15 protein-coding genes are annotated in these 17186 nt (G+C 63.2%); 11 read left to right on the top strand and 4 right to left on the bottom strand.

What is annotated here, in order from left to right:
- Positions 1 to 105 precede the first annotated feature (105 nt).
- Positions 106 to 1518, bottom strand: a complete 1413-nt coding sequence (locus IPF76_RS02375) for a wax ester/triacylglycerol synthase family O-acyltransferase (protein WP_293839129.1) — start codon at positions 1516 to 1518, stop codon at positions 106 to 108.
- A 153-nt stretch (positions 1519 to 1671) separates the two neighbouring features.
- Here IPF76_RS02375 and IPF76_RS02370 point away from each other — a divergent pair, with 153 nt between their 5' ends.
- The 6 genes from IPF76_RS02370 to pnp all read left to right on the top strand — a co-directional run bounded on the left by IPF76_RS02370 (position 1672) and on the right by pnp (position 7124).
- Positions 1672 to 2274 (top strand): thymidine kinase, encoded by a 603-nt coding sequence (locus IPF76_RS02370; RefSeq protein WP_293839126.1) that lies wholly within the window; start codon positions 1672 to 1674, stop codon positions 2272 to 2274.
- A complete protein-coding gene (locus IPF76_RS02365; protein ID WP_293839123.1) occupies positions 2267 to 2803 on the top strand; it encodes a GNAT family protein in 537 nt (178 codons plus the stop codon). The genes IPF76_RS02370 and IPF76_RS02365 overlap by 8 nt, the downstream gene beginning before the upstream one ends.
- Positions 2804 to 2877: 74 nt before the next feature.
- Positions 2878 to 3294 carry a DUF6491 family protein gene (locus IPF76_RS02360; protein ID WP_293839120.1) on the top strand — a complete coding sequence of 139 codons (417 nt, stop codon included), beginning with the start codon at positions 2878 to 2880 and terminating at the stop codon, positions 3292 to 3294.
- Between the two features lie 32 nt (positions 3295 to 3326).
- Complete coding sequence (gene truB, locus IPF76_RS02355; RefSeq protein ID WP_293839117.1) at positions 3327 to 4283, top strand: tRNA pseudouridine(55) synthase TruB; 957 nt, start codon at positions 3327 to 3329, stop codon at positions 4281 to 4283.
- A 23-nt stretch (positions 4284 to 4306) separates the two neighbouring features.
- Positions 4307 to 4576: a 30S ribosomal protein S15 gene (rpsO, locus tag IPF76_RS02350; RefSeq protein WP_293839114.1), complete on the top strand. Its 270-nt coding sequence runs from the start codon at positions 4307 to 4309 to the stop codon at positions 4574 to 4576.
- A 193-nt stretch (positions 4577 to 4769) separates the two neighbouring features.
- On the top strand, positions 4770 to 7124 hold the full coding sequence (gene pnp, locus IPF76_RS02345) for a polyribonucleotide nucleotidyltransferase (protein ID WP_293839111.1): 2355 nt from the start codon (positions 4770 to 4772) through the stop codon (positions 7122 to 7124).
- Positions 7125 to 7200: 76 nt separating this feature from the next.
- Here the strand turns inward: pnp and IPF76_RS02340 are convergent, their stop codons facing one another.
- Positions 7201 to 8859, bottom strand: a complete 1659-nt coding sequence (locus tag IPF76_RS02340; RefSeq protein WP_293839108.1) for a M20/M25/M40 family metallo-hydrolase — start codon at positions 8857 to 8859, stop codon at positions 7201 to 7203.
- Between the two features lie 153 nt (positions 8860 to 9012).
- On the opposite strand from IPF76_RS02340, the gene IPF76_RS02335 reads away from it, so the two are divergent.
- Complete coding sequence (locus IPF76_RS02335) at positions 9013 to 9729, top strand: 2OG-Fe(II) oxygenase (protein WP_293841855.1); 717 nt, start codon at positions 9013 to 9015, stop codon at positions 9727 to 9729.
- A gap of 78 nt (positions 9730 to 9807) precedes the next feature.
- The gene (gene pip, locus IPF76_RS02330) at positions 9808 to 10902 is read left to right on the top strand and encodes a prolyl aminopeptidase (protein ID WP_293839105.1); all 1095 of its coding nucleotides are present in this window, start codon (positions 9808 to 9810) and stop codon (positions 10900 to 10902) included.
- Between the two features lie 15 nt (positions 10903 to 10917).
- Here pip and ispG read toward each other — a convergent pair whose 3' ends face one another.
- Positions 10918 to 12069 (bottom strand): flavodoxin-dependent (E)-4-hydroxy-3-methylbut-2-enyl-diphosphate synthase, encoded by a 1152-nt coding sequence (gene ispG, locus IPF76_RS02325; protein WP_293839102.1) that lies wholly within the window; start codon positions 12067 to 12069, stop codon positions 10918 to 10920.
- A gap of 263 nt (positions 12070 to 12332) precedes the next feature.
- Here ispG and IPF76_RS02320 point away from each other — a divergent pair, with 263 nt between their 5' ends.
- The 3 genes from IPF76_RS02320 (at position 12333) to creD (ending at position 15841) form a co-directional block, all read left to right on the top strand.
- Entirely contained in the window at positions 12333 to 13082 is a 750-nt protein-coding gene (locus tag IPF76_RS02320) for a TorF family putative porin (RefSeq protein WP_293839099.1), read from the top strand.
- Between the two features lie 374 nt (positions 13083 to 13456).
- Positions 13457 to 14188, top strand: coding sequence for a TorF family putative porin (locus IPF76_RS02315; RefSeq protein ID WP_293839096.1), 732 nt, complete (start codon positions 13457 to 13459; stop codon positions 14186 to 14188).
- Between the two features lie 174 nt (positions 14189 to 14362).
- Positions 14363 to 15841: a cell envelope integrity protein CreD gene (creD, locus tag IPF76_RS02310; protein ID WP_293839093.1), complete on the top strand. Its 1479-nt coding sequence runs from the start codon at positions 14363 to 14365 to the stop codon at positions 15839 to 15841.
- A gap of 171 nt (positions 15842 to 16012) precedes the next feature.
- On the opposite strand, the gene IPF76_RS02305 is transcribed toward creD, so the two are convergent.
- Positions 16013 to 17161 (bottom strand): alpha-hydroxy acid oxidase, encoded by a 1149-nt coding sequence (locus IPF76_RS02305; protein ID WP_293841852.1) that lies wholly within the window; start codon positions 17159 to 17161, stop codon positions 16013 to 16015.
- Positions 17162 to 17186 lie beyond the last annotated feature (25 nt).

Here is a 17186-nt window from a genome sequence, read left to right as displayed (position 1 = left end):
GTCAAATCCGGGTGGGGTCGGCGACGGTGGATAAGCGGGGACGTACCGCGCGCGCAGTGAGGTGGTTGCCATTGTTTCCTAATGACCGCTGTAGCGCGGCGATGCCTATTTCCCAATCCCCGCCGCTTGTTCCAGCTCGACCAGCGCATCCTCGAGATAGTCGATCAGCCGCTGCACATGCGGCACACTGCGGCGGCACGCGGTGATGCCGAAATCGATATTCTTGTGGTTGCTGACTTGCGTGATGTTCATCGCCATGCCGTCGACGGGGATGCTCGCGGGATACATGCCGTCGAGCCGTGCGCCGTTCCAGTACAGCTGTTCGCGCGGGCCGGGGACGTTCGAAATGGTGACGCTATACGCTGGGAATTTGTCGGCGGTGCGGGTGAGCGCGGTCAGCATCTGCGGCATTTGCGTGATCGCGGTATAGATCTGGATCTGCTGCGCGGTCATTTCGCGCAGCTGCGCTTTGGCGGCGTTCATCGACGCCTGGATCGTCCGCATGCGCTCGGCGGGATCGTCGATGTGGGTGGCGAGGTTCGCGGTGACCGCAGCGACCGAGTTGGCCGCGTCGATGTCGTCTTTCGGCCGAATCGACACCGGTGCCATGGCTTTCAGCGGCTTGTCGGGCAGCTCGTTGAGCGATTGCAGATATTTGCGCATCGCCCCCGAACACATGCCAAGCACCGCGTCGTTGATCGTCCCGTCATAGGCCTTGCCCATCGCGCGCACGCGTTCGAGCGACCAGCTTTGCGCCACAAAGCGCCGCGCGCCGGTGATGTTGCGATTGAAACTGGTGCGCGGTACCGACCAAGGCGTCGTCAGGTCGCTGCCGCCCATACCGAACATCGCGGCGGCATATTGGTTGAGTGCCTTGGTCACCCCGACGCTGTTGCCCCATTGTTCTTTCAGGAAACCGCCGATGGCCTTGAGGTCGGTAAGGCTGGGGGTGGGCGGCTTTTTCTGCGCCGGGAATTTGCGCTTATAGGCTTCATAGGCCTCGACCGACATCGGCGAAAAACTGCGCTTCTCCTTGGGATCGGCGCTGAGCATCGCGTTGGTGAAGTGCATCGACGATGCGCCGTCCATCAGCGCATGGTGAATCTTGAAATAGGTCGCGATCTGGCGGTCGGGGAGCCCCGAGATCAGGGTGATTTCCCACATCGGCCGGGTGCGGTCGAGCAGGGTGCCATGGAGGCGTGAGACGAGCTCGAACATCTCGCGATAGCGCCCCGGTTTGGGCAACGCGGCGCTGCGGACATGGTAATGCATGTCGATGTCTTTGTCAGGAACCAGGCGGATCGGGCCGTACTGGCCGAGCGCGGTCAGTTTGAGCACCTCGCTGAACGGGCGGCGCAGCCCTTCGGACTGGCGCAGGTTCGCGAGCTGATCGTTCAGCCACCCGGTTTCGTCGACCTTGTCGGGCAGGGTATAGAGATTGACCCCCCCGACATGCATCGGTGTCTCGCGCGTCTCCGCGACGAGAAACATCGCGTCGGTGACCGGCATCAGCCGCATGGCAGCTCTCCCACTGTTTATGCTGCGTCCTTGATGCGCAGCATGAAAGGGGGGTGGGGGTGAGTCAAGCAGCCCGCCCGTCGTCCCGGCCTGCGTCCGGGTGACGACGAGGGGGTGATTGCCTCTCCCAAGGGGAGAGGCTAGCAGCACGTCATGGCTAAGCTCTATTTCTACTACGCCAGCATGAATGCCGGCAAATCGACGACGCTGCTCCAGGCGGATTTCAACTATCGCGAGCGCGGAATGGAAACGATGCTGTGGACCGCGGCGCTCGACGATCGTTATGGCGCGGGGCAGGTGACAAGCCGCATCGGCTTGATCGCCGAGGCGCACAAGTTCGATCCCGACAGCAACCTGTGGGCTGCGGTCAACGCCGAGAACGCCGAGCGCCCGCTTGCCTGTGTGCTGGTCGATGAGGCGCAGTTCCTCACCCGGGCGCAGGTTCTCGACCTCGCGCGACTGGCCGACGAGGTTGAAATCCCGGTGCTCTGCTATGGGCTGCGCACCGACTTTTCGGCCGAATTGTTCCCTGGCTCGGCGGCGCTGCTCGGCATCGCCGACGCGCTCGTCGAGCTCAAAGCCGTGTGCGAATGCGGGCGCAAGGCGACGATGAACTTGCGCGTCGATGAACAGGGTCGCGCGGTGGTCGAGGGCGCGCAGACCGAAATCGGCGGTAACGACCGCTACGTCGCGATGTGCCGGCGGCATTTCATGGCCAAGCGGCGCGAGGCAGCGGCGGCGATCGCCGATGCTTGACCGGCTCTATGTCGATCTTGCCGATGGCGACCTGCGGCTCTTCAAGCTGACGCAAGCGCATCGCGAGACGCTGCGCGCCGTTTGCGCCGCCGACGGCGATGTCTGGGAGATTTATTCGTCGAGCTTTGGTCCTGATCATTTTGACCAGAGCTTTGATGCACTGATTGGTGGGGGAGGCCGGATGCCCTATGCGATCATTGATGGCGACCGGCTAATCGGGATGACAGCGTGGCTGCGTCCCGACTGGTCGGCACAGACGGTCGAGATCGGCAATAGCTATATCCACCCCGCCGCGCGCGGCACCGGCTTCAACGGGCGTTTGAAAAAGCTGATGATCGATCATGCCTTTGCGGCCGGTATCCGCCGCATCGAGTTCCGCATCGACGAGCGCAACGCGCGCAGCCAGGCGGCGGTCGCGAAGCTCGGCGGGGTCAAGGAAGGCGTGCTGCGCGCCGAGCGCATGACCTGGACCGGCCATGTGCGCGACACGGGACTATGGTCGCTGCTGGCGAAAGAATGGCAGGGGTGATCCTATCCATGGCTTCGCCACAGGGAGGATATGCGTCAGCACCCGTTCAGCCTCGCTATGCTAAGCGAGTCGCCATGAAGAATCTCGCACTCTCCCTGGCCGCCGTCCTGCTTCCCCTTTCTGCAGCGGCGGCCAACGAGCCTGACCCCCAATCCGCCGCGGCGCCGCATGAACTCGGCGTCGAGGCGAGCATCGCTTTTCCGAGCGACAGTTCGATCCGCAACTGGCAGGCCGATCGCGGCCGCGGCATCTGGATCCAGGATCGACAGCGCACCTGGTATTACGGCACCTTCGCGGGATATTGCCGCGAAGTCGATTTTGCCCAGGCGATTGGCGTCGAAACGCGCGGCGCGGGGCGGCTCGATCGCTTCTCGGCCATATTGGTGCGCGGTGAGCGATGCCCGTTGACATCCTTCGTGACCTCCGCGGGACCGCCGACGCGGCGCGACCGGGAAAAGGACACCATGGGCAAAAAACCCGCCGGAAATTGACAGCGGCCCGCCCGTGGCCGTAGCGGGCGCGGATGAACGGCTGGATTATCCTCGACAAGCCTTTGGGGCTCGGCTCGACGCAGGCGGTCGGTGCGGTCAAGCGCGTGTGCCGCGAGGCGGGGCTGGGTAAGGTTAAGGTCGGCCATGGCGGAACGCTCGACCCACTCGCCTCGGGGGTGCTGCCGATCGCGCTGGGCGAAGCGACGAAGCTGTGTGGGCGGATGCTCGATGCGAGCAAGGTTTATGCTTTCACTGTAAAGTTCGGAACCGAAACCGACGGACTAGACGCCGAGGGCGAGGTGGTGGCGACGAGCGACGTGCGGCCGACGCTCGCCGAGATTGAAGCGGCGTTGCCGCGCTTTACCGGAGCGATCGAGCAGGTGCCGCCTGCTTACTCAGCGATCAAGATCGACGGACAGCGGGCTTATGATCTGGCGCGCAAGGGTGAGGCGGTCGAGATGAAGGCGCGCGCGGTGACCATTTTCTCGCTTCGTCGTGCCGGGCTCGATCCGGCATCCATTGCGGCGCCGACAGAATGGACCCCGGATCCCGTCCGGGGTGAAGAGCACGGGGGAGGGCAGCTGGAATCCATAACGCTGACCGCTCACGTCTCCAAAGGCACCTATATCCGCTCGCTTGCTCGCGACATTGCGCAGGCGGCCGGTACCGTCGGGCATGTCACGATGCTGCGCCGCACGAAGGCCGGGCCTTTCACCCTCGATCACGCGATTTCGCTGGACAAACTCAACGCATTCGGTCAAGGCGCCGCCCAATCAGAAGTCATTCTGCCGCTCGAGGCAGGGCTGGTCGACATCCCGGCTCTGAACCTTTCCCCGGAAGCGGCAGGGGCGATCCGTCAGGGTCGCGTCTGGACCGGGGTAAGCGCGGATGACGGGCTCTATTGGGGACGGGACGATGACAATCGTCCGATTGCCCTGATCGAGGCTTTGGCGGGAACGCTGAAGGTCGTGCGCGGCTTCAACCTATAATCAGGATGTTCGAGGAAATATCTATGTCGATTACCGCCGAGCGTAAGACCGAAGTCATCACCGACAATGCCCGAGCAAAGGGTGATACCGGTTCGCCGGAAGTGCAGGTCGCAATTCTGACCGACCGCATCAACACGCTGACCGCCCATTTCAAGGCGCACCACAAGGATAATCACAGCCGCCGCGGCCTGCTGATGATGGTCAACAAGCGTCGCAGCCTCCTCGACTATCTGAAGAAGAAGGACGAGGGCCGCTATCAGGCACTGATCGCGAAGCTGGGTCTGCGTAAGTAAGAATTTCTGGCGGCCCCGGTTTTCCGGGGCCGCTGTCATATTGGTCTCGTGCAAATTTGCCGAACCACAGGGCCGCTCCCGCATCCGGTGGGACCGCCATTGGGGCCGACAGACGCCCCGCACCGCCCCGGGTCGGATTACCCGGAATCAGAGGCCCCGCCCGGCATCGGGCCCGGCGGGCGAAGGAAACTCCATGTTTGACGTGAAAAAAGTATCGATCGAGTGGGGCGGTGAAACGCTGACCCTCGAAACGGGCAAGGTTGCCCGTCAGGCCTATGGCGCGGTTGTCGCGACGCTCGGCGAAACGATGGTCCTGGCCGCGGTTACCGCCGCCAAGACGGTCAAGGAAGGGCAGGACTTCTTCCCCCTGACTGTCCATTATCAGGAAAAATATTCGGGCGCAGGCCGCATCCCCGGCGGCTTCTTCAAGCGCGAGCGCGGCGCGACGGAAAAGGAGACGCTGGTCTCCCGCCTGATCGACCGGCCGGTCCGCCCGCTGTTCCCCGAAGGTTTCTACAACGAGATCAACGTCATCGCGCAGGTCCTGTCCTATGACGGCGAGATCGAGCCCGATATCCTCGCGATGGTCGCCGCGTCGGCCGCGCTCACCATTTCGGGCGTTCCCTTCATGGGCCCGATCGGCGCCGCACGCGTCGGTTATGTCGATGGCGAATATATCCTGAACCCGACCGATGCGCAGGTTGCCGAAGGCGACCTCGATCTGGTCGTCGCCGCGACTTACGATGCGGTGATGATGGTCGAATCCGAAGCCAATGAGCTGTCGGAAGAGATCATGCTCGGCGCCGTGCTGTTTGCCCACGACGCGTGCAAGGACGTGGTCAAGGCGATCGTGAAGCTGGCCGAACAGGCTGCCAAGGATCCCTGGGACATGGCCGAACAGGCCGACCTGACCGCCGCCAAGGACAAGCTGAAGAAGCTGATCGGCAAGGACATCGCCGCGGCGTACAAGCTGACCGACAAGTCGGCTCGCTCGAACGCGCTGAACGCAGCCCGCGCTGCTGCCAAGGCCGCTTTCGCCGACGCCGCGCCGCAGGATCAGATGGCCGCCGGCAAGTTGATGAAGAAGCTCGAAGCCGAAATCGTCCGCGGCGCCATCCTCAAGGACGGCAAGCGTATCGACGGCCGCACGACGACGCAGATTCGTCCCATCCTTGCCGAAACGCACTTCCTGCCCCGCGCGCATGGCTCGGCGCTGTTCACCCGCGGCGAGACGCAGACGATCGCGACCTGTACCCTGGGCACCAAGGACAGCGAGCAGATGATCGACGGCCTCAACGGCCTCAGCTACTCGAACTTCATGCTGCACTATAACTTCCCGCCCTATTCGGTCGGTGAAGTCGGCCGCTTCGGGGCGCCCAGCCGCCGCGATATCGGTCACGGCAAGCTCGCTTGGCGTGCGCTGCACGCGGTGCTGCCGACGAAGGACGAGTTCCCGTACACGATCCGCATCACCAGCGACATCACCGAGTCGAACGGGTCGTCGTCGATGGCGTCGGTTTGCGGCGGTTCGCTTGCGATGATGGACGCCGGCGTGCCGCTGAAGCGTCCGGTTTCGGGCATCGCGATGGGCCTGATCCTCGAAGGCAAGGATTTCGCGATCCTGTCGGACATCCTGGGCGATGAAGATCACCTCGGCGACATGGATTTCAAGGTGGCGGGCACCGCCAACGGCATCACCACGATGCAGATGGACATCAAGATCGCGGGCATCACGCGCGAGATCTTCGAAGCTGCTTTGAATCAGGCCAAGGAAGGCCGCGCGCACATCCTCGGCGAAATGGCCAAGGCGCTGGGCGAAGCCCGCACCGAGCTGTCCGATTATGCCCCGCGTATCGAGACGATGCAGATCGACAAGGCGAAGATCCGCGACATCATCGGCACTGGCGGCAAGGTGATCCGCGAAATCGTCGCGACCACCGGCGCCAAGGTCGACATCGACGACGAAGGTCTGATCAAGATTTCGTCGAGCGATCCGGCGCAGATCGAAGCCGCGCGCAAGTGGATTTCGGGCATCGTCGAAGAAGCCGAAGTCGGCAAAATCTATGATGGCAAGGTCGTCAACCTCGTCGATTTCGGCGCGTTCGTGAATTTCATGGGCGGCAAGGATGGCCTGGTTCACGTTAGCGAAATCGCCAATGAGCGCGTCGAAAAGGTCTCGGATGTTCTGGCCGAGGGCCAGGAAGTCAAGGTCAAGGTGCTCGAGATCGACCAGCGGGGCAAGGTTCGCCTGTCGATGCGCGTCGTCGATCAGGAAACCGGCGCCGAACTGGAAGACACGCGCCCGCCGCGTGAAGGCGGCGATCGCGGTCCCCGCGGTCCGCGCCGTGATGGCGGCGGCGGCGGCGGCGACCGTGGCCCGCGCGGTGACGGTGGCGGTCGTGGTGACCGTGGTCCTCGTCGCGATGGCGGCGGCGACCGTGGCCCGCGCCGCGAAGGTGGCGGTGCCGGTGGCGATCGTGGCCCGCGCCGCGAACGCAACGAAGGTCCGGAAGACCAGGGCCATGTGCCCGACTTCCTCAAGGACTAATTCCTTCGCAATCGAAACAAAGAAAGGGGCTGCTTCGGCGGCCCCTTTTTTGTTGCGCTGCGCAGACGGCGAAACGCTATCTGCGCGCTGCGGCGCTCTTGTCGCGGATCGCCTTGAATTCGCTGCCTGCTTTCCAGTCGGGCCAGCGCTCCGAGCGCGCGAGCTCGTCACCGATGGTGTAGAGCAGCGAAATATCCTGCACCGCGCCGTCGAGGTTCCAGTTCGGACCCCATGCGTCGCACGCCTGATGGTAGCATTTGCCGGTATAGGCATCGACCCACGCCTGCCCCGCGGGTCTGCCGCCATTGACGAGATCGGAGGCACCGGCGATGCCCATCATCAACAGCACGGGGACGCCGCGCTTGGCCATGCTGAAATGGTCGGCGCGGTAGAACAGACCACGTTCGGGCAAGCTTTCGACCGAAACCGTGCGCTCCTGCGCGGCGGCGACGCGTGCGAGATCGTCCTCCAGCGTTCCCTGTCCCTTGCCGATCAGGATCACGTCCTTGGCGCGGCCCGCGGTTTGCAGAATGTCGAGGCCGAGGTTGACGACGGTCTTCTCGACCGGAAAGATCGGGTTTGCGGCATAGGCTTCCGAACCCAAGAGGCCCCGTTCCTCGGCGGTCCAAAAGGCGAAGACGATACTGCGGTCGGGCGGCGGCGCGGCCTTGAACCCCCGGGCGATTTCGAACAATCCCGCGACGCCGAGCGCGTCATCGTTTGCACCGGCGCGATAGATGCGACCCGCTTCGTCAGGCGCGCCTTCGCCATAGGCATCCCAGTGGGCGCCATACATCACGACCTCGTCGGGTCGTTTGGTGCCAGGGATTTTCCCGAGGACGTTCTGGCTTTGCACGACTGCCTGCGTCACGGGGATTGAGGCATTGAAGCTGGTGCCAAGGTCGACGGGTTTGAAATCCTTGCGCCGCGCGGCGACGCGCAACTTGGCGAGATTCTGACCCGCATTCGCGAAGAGTTTTGTTGCCGTCTCGCCCGAAATCCAGCCTTGCAGCGCGAGGCTTGTCACCTTGTCGGGCGGTACGACGAGGCCGTAATTTTCGCCACCGCCGCTTTTCACGACGTTCCAGCCATAGCCGACGCCGTCGGTGTCATGGACGATCAGCGCGGCGATCGCGCCGCGCCGCGTTGCCTCTTCGAATTTGTAGGTCCAGCGGCCGTAATAGGTCATCGTCCGACCGCCAAACTTGCCGAAAACATCCTCACCTTTGGCGGCGACAAAATCGGGATCGTTGATCAGGAAGACCGCGACCTTGCCCTTCAGATCCTCGCCCTTGAAATCATCCCAGCCACGTTCAGCGGCAGTGACGCCGTAGCCGACGAAAACCATTGGGGCGTTTTCGACGACCGCCTGATCCTTCGGCTGGAGTGTCGAGACATAGATGTCGGTGCCAAAGCTGACCGGCGTCTCGGTACCCTTGCGGTCGAACGCGAGCGTCGTCGCGGCACCGAGGCGAGTGTGGAGCAACGGCACGGGCTGGGTCCAGCCGCCGTCCACGCCCGCGGGTTCGAGCCCGAGTGCCTGCAAACGCCCGATCAAATAGCCGACCGTCCGTTCTTCGCCAATCGTCCCGGGCGCGCGGCCCTGAAACTGATCGGAGGCGAGGGTCCGGACGGTCTGGGTCAGGTTGGCGGCGTCGATGGCAGATGCGGTTTGCGCGATGGCAGGGACCGAAACTGCAGCCAGAAGTGATGCGGCGACGAGGCGAAAGGTCATGAGGCTGGGGTTTCCCGGTTGGTGAACTGCATGCGTAGAAGTTTTTGGAGCGACTTTGAAGCGCACAGGACATTGGGCGGCGAACTGTCATTTGACCGCAAGAAACGGAGCGTTCGCAGGGTGGCGGCGTGGCACGTGCGGGGCATGAAAAAGATGACCGAGACCGATATCGCCGCGCGCATCGCCGCGCTCGACTGGGCCGCCACGTCTGCTTCACTCGACCGTGAAGGGTGGGTGGTGCTGCCGGGGCTGTTCTCCTTTGCCGAATGCGAGGCAACCGCGTCGCTCTATTCGCGGAAAGCGCTCTTTCGCAGCCACGTACAGATGGCACGGCACGGGTTTGGGCGCGGCGAGTATCGATATTTCACCTATCCGCTGCCGCCGCTGGTCGCCGGGTTGCGCGGGGCGCTTTATGCGCGGCTCGCGCCGATCGCGAACCGCTGGTACGAGCGGATGGGGCACGACGCGCGCTTCCCCGCCAGTCACCCCGACTATCTGGCACGTTGTCATGCGGCGGGGCAGGGGCGGCCGACGCCGTTGCTGCTGCACTATGGACCGGGTGATTATAATTGCCTGCACCGTGATCTGTATGGGGCAGAGATATTTCCGTTGCAGGTTGCGGTATTGCTGTCGGCCCCTGGCGTGGATTTCGGCGGCGGCGAGTTGGTGCTTACCGAGCAGCGGCCGCGGATGCAGTCGCGCGCGGCGGTGGTGCCGATAGGCAAGGGCGATGCGGTGGTGTTTGCGGTCAACGAGCGGCCGGTCGCGGGTAGTCGCGGCGATTACCGGGTGGCGATGCGGCACGGGGTGAGCGCTGTGCGGTCGGGGCGGCGGCACACGTTGGGCATGATCTTTCACGACGCCGCATAAAATCGCCCGCCGGGTGGACATGGCGGCTGCGGCGGTTAAGCCAAGTGCTCCCCCACGGCATCAGCGAGGACAGCGGCGATGGATTTTTCCCGGCTTCAGGTCAGCAGCAAGATCGGCGACGACTGGGTCTATCCGCAGCCGGCGTGCCTGAACTTCGGCTGGCTGGAGGTCGATCGCGACCCTGCGCATCGGATTTACTGGGAGGAATATGGCAATCCCGCGGGCGAGCCGGTGATGTTCCTGCACGGCGGCCCCGGCGGCGCCTGTGCCCCGGCGATGGCGCGCTTTTTCGACCCCAAACGCTATCGCGTCATCCTGTTCGATCAGCGCGGGTGCGGCAAGAGCGAGCCCAATGTCGCGTCGGCAGGGCCAGCAGTTGCGCTCGCCAAGAACACGACCGCCGACCTGATCGGCGACATCGAAAAATTGCGTGATCATCTCACGATCACCGGCGCCATGCATGTCTTCGGGGGCAGTTGGGGCAGCACGCTGGCGATGGCCTATGCCATCCAACACCCGGCGCATTGTGCCAGCCTGATCCTGCGCGGCATCTTTCTGGGTGCGGCGGAAGATCTCGACTATCTGTATCAGGGCAATGCGGCGACGTGGGCTACCGACCCCTATGGCCTCACCGCGCCGGGGGCGTATATCAAATATCCGGAGGAGTGGGCGGCGCTGCTGAACGTGCTGACGCCCGCCGAGCGCAGCGATGTGATGGCGTCGTACAAGGCGATTTTTGACAGGGTGCCGACAAGCGCCGCGGACAAGGCGCGGCAAATGGAAGCAGCTGTGACTTGGTCGCTGTGGGAGGGGGTCATTTCGAACATGATCCCCGAAGCCGCCGCCACCGGCAAGTTCGGCGAGGCCAATTTTGCGCTGTGTTTTGCGCAGATCGAGGCGCATTATTTCGCCAATGAGCTGTTCATTCCGGCGGGGCATTTTTTCGACCATATCGGCGTGCTGGCGGCGATCCCGATCCACATTGTCCATGGCCGGTTCGATGAGGTTTGCCCGCTGACCCAGGCATCGCGGTTGGTCGCCGCGTTGCGCGCGGCGGGGGCGGGGCCGCTGAGCTATGTCGTCACCAACGCCGGACATAGCGCGATGGAGCGCGAAAATGCGCTGGCGCTGACCGCGGTGATGGATGGATTGGCGCCGCTCGATCGGACGTAGGTCGCGGATCTGCGCTTACGCGGCCTTGCCGTGCGCAACGTCCATGCTCACCGAGCTGCCGGCATCGATCTCGGCCGCCTTGGCCTCGACCAGCTTGACGATATGCCCGATCATGTCGGCGTCGGCGACATGATGGTCGGTGACCCCCGACAGATAAACCATATGCCTGCCATTGCCGCCGCCAGTGATGCCGATGTCGGTTTCGCGCGCTTCGCCGGGGCCGTTGACGACGCAGCCGAGGACCGAGAGCGACATCGGCGTCTTGATGTGGCCGAGCGCTTCTTCGAGCGCCTGTACGGTGCGAATGACGTCGAAGCCCTGCCGCGCGCAGCTTGGGCAGGAGACGACACGAACGCCGCGGGTGCGCAGCCCCAACGATTTCAGGATTTCGTAGCCGACGCGAACTTCTTCCTCGGGTTCCGCCGAGAGCGACACGCGGATCGTGTCGCCGATCCCCGCCCACAGCAGGTTGCCGATGCCGAGCGCGCTTTTGACCGTGCCGCCGATCAGCCCACCCGCTTCGGTGATCCCCAGATGCAACGGGCAATCGACCGCATCGGCGAGTTGCACATAGGCGGCGACCGCGAGGAAGACATCGCTCGCCTTTACCGCGACCTTATAGTCGTGGAAGTCATGATCCTGGAGCAGCTTGATATGGTCGAGCGCGCTTTCGACGAGCGCCTCGGGGCAGGGCTCGCCATATTTTTCGAGCAGGTCTTTTTCGAGGCTGCCAGCGTTGACCCCGATGCGGATCGCACACCCGTTGGCCTTGGCTGCGCGGACGACCTCGCCAACGCGCTCGCTGCTGCCGATGTTGCCGGGGTTGATGCGCAGGCATGCCGCGCCCGCGTCGGCGGCTTCGAGCGCGCGCTTATAGTGGAAATGGATATCGGCGATGATCGGGATGCGCGCGGCGCGGACGATCTTTCCCAATGCCGCAGTCGATGCGGTGTCAGGGCAGGAGACGCGGATCAGGTCGGCGCCGGCTTCCTCGCAGCGGCGGATCTGGTCGATCGTCGCGAGCGCATCGCTGGTCAGTGTGTTGGTCATCGTCTGCACGGTAATTGGCGCGCCGCCGCCGACCGGGACAGTGCCGACCATGATCTGGCGGCTGGTGCGCCGCGCGATGTCGCGCCAGGGGCGCAGGCCGGGGTTGTGATCGCTCATGGTTTCGGGCTCGATCGAGAGGGGACAGGTGCGCTCTTTAGCGGTGCAACGGGCGATTGGCAAAGCGCAAGCGGCGCCCGATCGGCTGTTGCGTGAAAGACACAGTCTGCCTTCTATTCCGCGCCGCGCGCAATTTTTGTTTGTGCATTGCAGCAGAATCGGCAATCCGAAGCGCGTTCGTCCCTATCAGGCCCGTAAGAACGAGGCGTGAAGACGCAACGCAGGCTGGGACGATCCGTTGTTTTGTTTAGGGGGGATCACCCATGAAGTTTCTTACCAAAGCATGTTTCGGCATGCTGCTCGCCGCGTCGGCGCTATCGACGCCCGCCTTCGCTCAGGAAGAAGAAGCCAGCGGTCCGGTCTCGCTTTCGGGCGGTATTTCGGTCACGTCGGACTATCGTTTCCGCGGCATATCGCTGTCGAACGAAAAGGTTGAAGTTCAATCGACGCTGACCGTCAGCCATGAAAGCGGTTTTTATGTCGGTGCGTGGGGCTCCGGCCTTCCTGACAGCCCGCTGTACGGCAAATATGAGCTCGACCTCTATGCCGGCTTCGCAACCGAGATCGCCCCCGGCACCACGGTCGATATCGGCGCGACCTATTATGTGTACCCGGGCAATTCAGATTTTGCCGGTGACAGCGACTATATCGAAATCATCGGCAAGCTGTCACATGACATCGGCCCCGTCTCGGCGACCGGCATGATCGCTTATGCCCCTGACCAGAACTCGCTCGGCAGCAATGACAATATCTATGCAAATCTTGGCCTGGGGTATGGCATCCCCGATACCCCCGTCACGCTGAACGCAGCGCTTGGCTACACCGATGGCTCGCTCGGCGCGCTGGCACCGGGTGGCAATTATCTCGACTGGATGCTCGGCGCCTCGTTCGCCGCCGGCCCTGCGACCTTCACCGTGCAATATATCGACACCGACATCCAAAAGTCGGGCGTCAAAGCCATCGACACTCTGTTCGATCCAACCGTGGTCTTTACGCTGGGCTTTTCTTTCTGATCGCCTAGCGGGTCAGCGACCACGCGTTAAGGGGGGCGGCTTCGGGGGAGGCCGCCCCCTTTTTCGTGCGGATTTCCAGCTTGCCGCTTCGGAACGCTGACGTGCCGGCTTGCGACCAACAATTTTCAAATCGGCCTGTCATACGACGCCGATTGTATCTCGATATATTGTTTCAAATGAAACTTGATTCGCGCAATCACCTGTGGCGGAAAAGTCGCATCGCCGCAGCGATCATGCGTTGTCGGGATTTTTTTATTGTGCAATGCAGCATTTTTGCTAACAGAAGCATCACGCAAGACCGGACTGGCCCGAAACGAGGTTGGCCGTCGGGCGGCAGGCAGGGACGATCCGTTTAACCTATTAGGGATCTGTCCATGAAAAATCTCTCCCGCGCATGCCTCGGCTTGGCGCTCGCCGTTTCTGCTATGCCCGCTACCGCTTTCGCCCAGGAAGAAGGGCCGAGCGATAGCATCACCATCACCGGCGGCGCCGCCGTGGTCAGCGATTATCGCTTTCGCGGTTTCAGCCAGTCGAATGAAGAAGCCGCGATCCAAGGCACCTTCACGATCGCCCACGACAGCGGCTTTTATCTCGGTACCTGGGGATCCAGCATCGGCTTTGCCAACGGTACTGAAATTGACGTTTATGGCGGCTTTGCCACTGAGCTGACCCCCGGTCTCACCGGGGATATCGGTGTCACCGCCTACCTGTATCCGGGCGCGAACAATGCGACGGTCATCGAGCCCTATGCCGCACTGACCGGCTCGATCGGCCCGGCCTCGGTCAAGGGTGGCGTGGCTTGGGCACCGAGTGGTCAGGATTCGCTGGGCGATGCCAGCGCCATTTATCTCTATACCGATCTCGGCGTCGCAATCCCCGATACCCCCGTCAAGCTGAAGGCCCATCTTGGCTATGCCAAGAGCGATAGCTTCCTCGGCGGTCTCGACGGCGACGTGATCGACTATTCGGTTGGCGTCGATTTCACTTGGAAAGTCCTTACGCTGGGGGTCGCCTATATCAACACCGACGCGCCGAAGATCGGCGGATACAAGGAAGCGATCGGCGCGGATGGCGCAGTGGTCTTTTCGCTCGGCGCGGCGTTCTGACATCAGGTTGGGGCGGCTTCTGGGGGAAGCCGCCCCTTTTCTTCGCGGGGTCACAAGAAAGAGCAACATTTCGGGTCATCTTCCCTGGTTGAACCGCTTGCCACAACGCGCTTGACCAAATCGGCGAACCGTGCAATTTCATCGACGAGTTGAAATTGCCGGAGCGTATCCCCCATGCCTCAAGCGTCTCAAACCTCGCAAAGCGTCACCGTGCCGCCCGTTTCGCCTCCGGCGCGCAGTGAGCGCAGTCCGGGCGTAAAGCTGGTCATAGCCGTACTGATTGCGGTCGCGCTGATGGTTCCGCTCCTGATGATCTACGGCCTGCTCTGGGATCGCCAGCAGCAGGCCGAAATTGCACAGGCATCGATCGGTCAGGGCTGGGGCGGGCAACAGACGATCGCCGGACCGGTGATCGTTATCCCCTATCGCGCCACCGAAACGACGACGGTGACGGAGAATGGCAAGGATGTGACGCGGACGGTGAACACGATCCGCAACCTCTATCTCTCGCCGCAAGCCAATGCCGCTGACGTCGTCATCAAGCCCGAAAAACGCAAGAAGGCGATTTACGAGACGGTTGTGTACGAAAGCCAGATTTCGGGCAGCGCCGATTTTGTGCTGCCTGCTGACATCGCGCGCTTTGGCGTCGCGCGTGAGGCGCTGATGCTCGACCGCGCCGAGGTGCGGCTTGGGGTCAGCGACGCGCGCGGGTTGGTCGATGGCAATAGCGTCGCGGTCAATGGTACGCCGTTGGCATTGCAGCCGGGCAAGGGGCTGCTCTCGACCGGCAATTCGGGCACCTTCGCTTTTGTCGATTGGAGCGCGGCGGCGCCGCTGAAGGTTGATTACAAGATCGGCGTACGCGGACTGGGTGATTTCAAGCTGATCCCGCGCGGCGTCGATACGCGCTGGTCGGTCAAATCGAGCTGGCCGAACCCCAGCTTCGGCGGCGATTTTCTGCCTGCGAAGCGCAGTGTGACGGCGGGCGGCTTTACCGCCACCTATGCGGTGCCGAATCTGGCATTGGGGCAGGCGCAGGTGCTTACCGGCGACTTGTCGCCGCCGGTGACGACAAACTATGGCCCGCGCGACGCCTATGTCGAAGCGGTTGCCGTTTCGGCGCCGAGCGACGGCAGTGCGGGCGAAGCGTCGGGCGGGACCGCCAAGGCGGTGGCGATCAGCCTGATCGAACCCGTTGATCTGTACAGCCAAGTCGATCGGGCGATCAAATACGGCTTCCTGTTCATCGGCTTTACCTTCGTCGCCTTCCTGATGTTCGACATCATCGCGGGCGCGCGTGTGGCCCCGGCCGAATATCTGCTGACCGGGGTGGCATTGGTGCTGTTCTTCGTGCTGCTGCTCGCCTTTGCCGAGGTGATCGGATTTACCTTTGCCTATATGCTGGCGTCGGCGGCAATCATCGGGTTGCTGGCGTTTTACAGCGCCGCAGTGCTCAAAAGCTGGAAACGGGCGCGGTTCCTCGCGGCGATGTTGGTTGGGCTCTATGCGCTGCTCTATGTGCTGCTGAACCTTGAGGCTTACTCGCTGCTCATCGGTTCGGTGCTGATGTTCTTCGCCCTTGCCGGGGTGATGTACATGACGCGGAGCATCGATTGGAGCGGGCTAGGGAAAAAGGATGAGGTGGCGGCGTAAGGACTCCTCTCCCTTAGGCGAGGAGGTGGCGCTTGCCAGCTTGCTGGCTAGCGGATCCCGCGAAGGGATGGGAGGCTGAGTTATTCGGCATGGTTCGAACCCTTTACCCGCTGCGACTGGGTGGCAAAGCCACCCAGTCGCGCTGCCCTCTCCCGATGAGAGAGGTTTCAGCTACCGCCAGCGCAGATTGTGGGGGCCGAGATCCGCGAGGGTTTTGGCCCCCATCAATTTCATGCCGCGTTCCATTTCGGCGCGGAGCAGTGCGATCGCGCGGCTCACGCCGTCCTCGCCCGCCGCTGCGAGCGCGTAGAGGTAGAGGCGTCCGCCCGAACAGGCCTTCGCGCCAACCGACAAGGCTTTGAGGACGTGGGTGCCGCGCGTGATGCCGCCGTCGCAGATGACCTCGATCCTGTCGCCGACCGCATCGACGATTTGCGCGAGCGCATCGAACGGCGCGATGCTGCCGTCGAGCTGGCGCCCGCCATGGTTCGATACCATGATCGCGGTGGCGCCGATGTCGACCGCGCGCTTGGCATCCTCGACCGCAGCGATGCCTTTCAGGCAGAAGGGGCCGTCCCATTGCTGGCGGATCGCCTCGGCACGGCGCCAGTCGAGGCTTTGGTCAAGCATCGTCGTGAAATAGTCGGCGACCGATTTGGGGACGCTCGATCCTTCGGAGACGTGCGTCGCGAGATTGGGCAGGCTGAACTTTTCGCGCAGCACATAGTTGAGTCCCCAGCCGGGCTTGGCGGCGTAGCTCAGCATATTGCCCGGCGTGAAGCGCGGCGGCGAGGTGAAGCCAGAACGCAGGCAGCGTTCGCGGTTGCCGCCGACTATGGTGTCGACGGTCAGCGCGACGGCATCGAACTTCGCATCGCGCGCGGCGGCGAGCATCGCGCGGTTTAGCCCTTCGTCGTGGTGGACATAGAGTTGGAACAGCTTGGGGCCGCCGGTGAGTGCGCCCGCTTCGGCCAGGCTGATCGTCGCGAGACTGGAAATGCCCGCGACGGTGCCAGCGTTCGCGGCGGCGCGCAAAACCGCACGCTCGCCCTGCCAGTGGAACAGGCGCTGGAGGGCGGTCGGCGAAAGGAAGAGCGGCATCGCTATTTCGCGGCCGAACAGCGTCGTCTTCATGTCGACGCTTTCGACCCCGGCAAGAACGCGCGGGATGAGGTCGCAATCGTCGAACGCCGCGCGGTTGCGGCGGCGGGTGACCTCGTCGTCGGCGGCGCCGTCGATATAGTCGAACACCGGCCAGGGCAGGCGGCGCTTCGCGAGCGCGCGGAAGTCGTCGATATTGTGGCAGTCGGTTAGGCGCACGCTCACTTACCCCTCAAATCGTCAT

The sequence above is a fragment of the Sphingopyxis sp. genome (assembly GCF_016704835.1).
Taxonomy (GTDB): Bacteria; Pseudomonadota; Alphaproteobacteria; order Sphingomonadales; family Sphingomonadaceae; genus Sphingopyxis.
The sequence above is the reverse complement of the archived record's forward strand: the minus strand, read 5'-3'. Positions and strand labels throughout refer to the sequence as shown.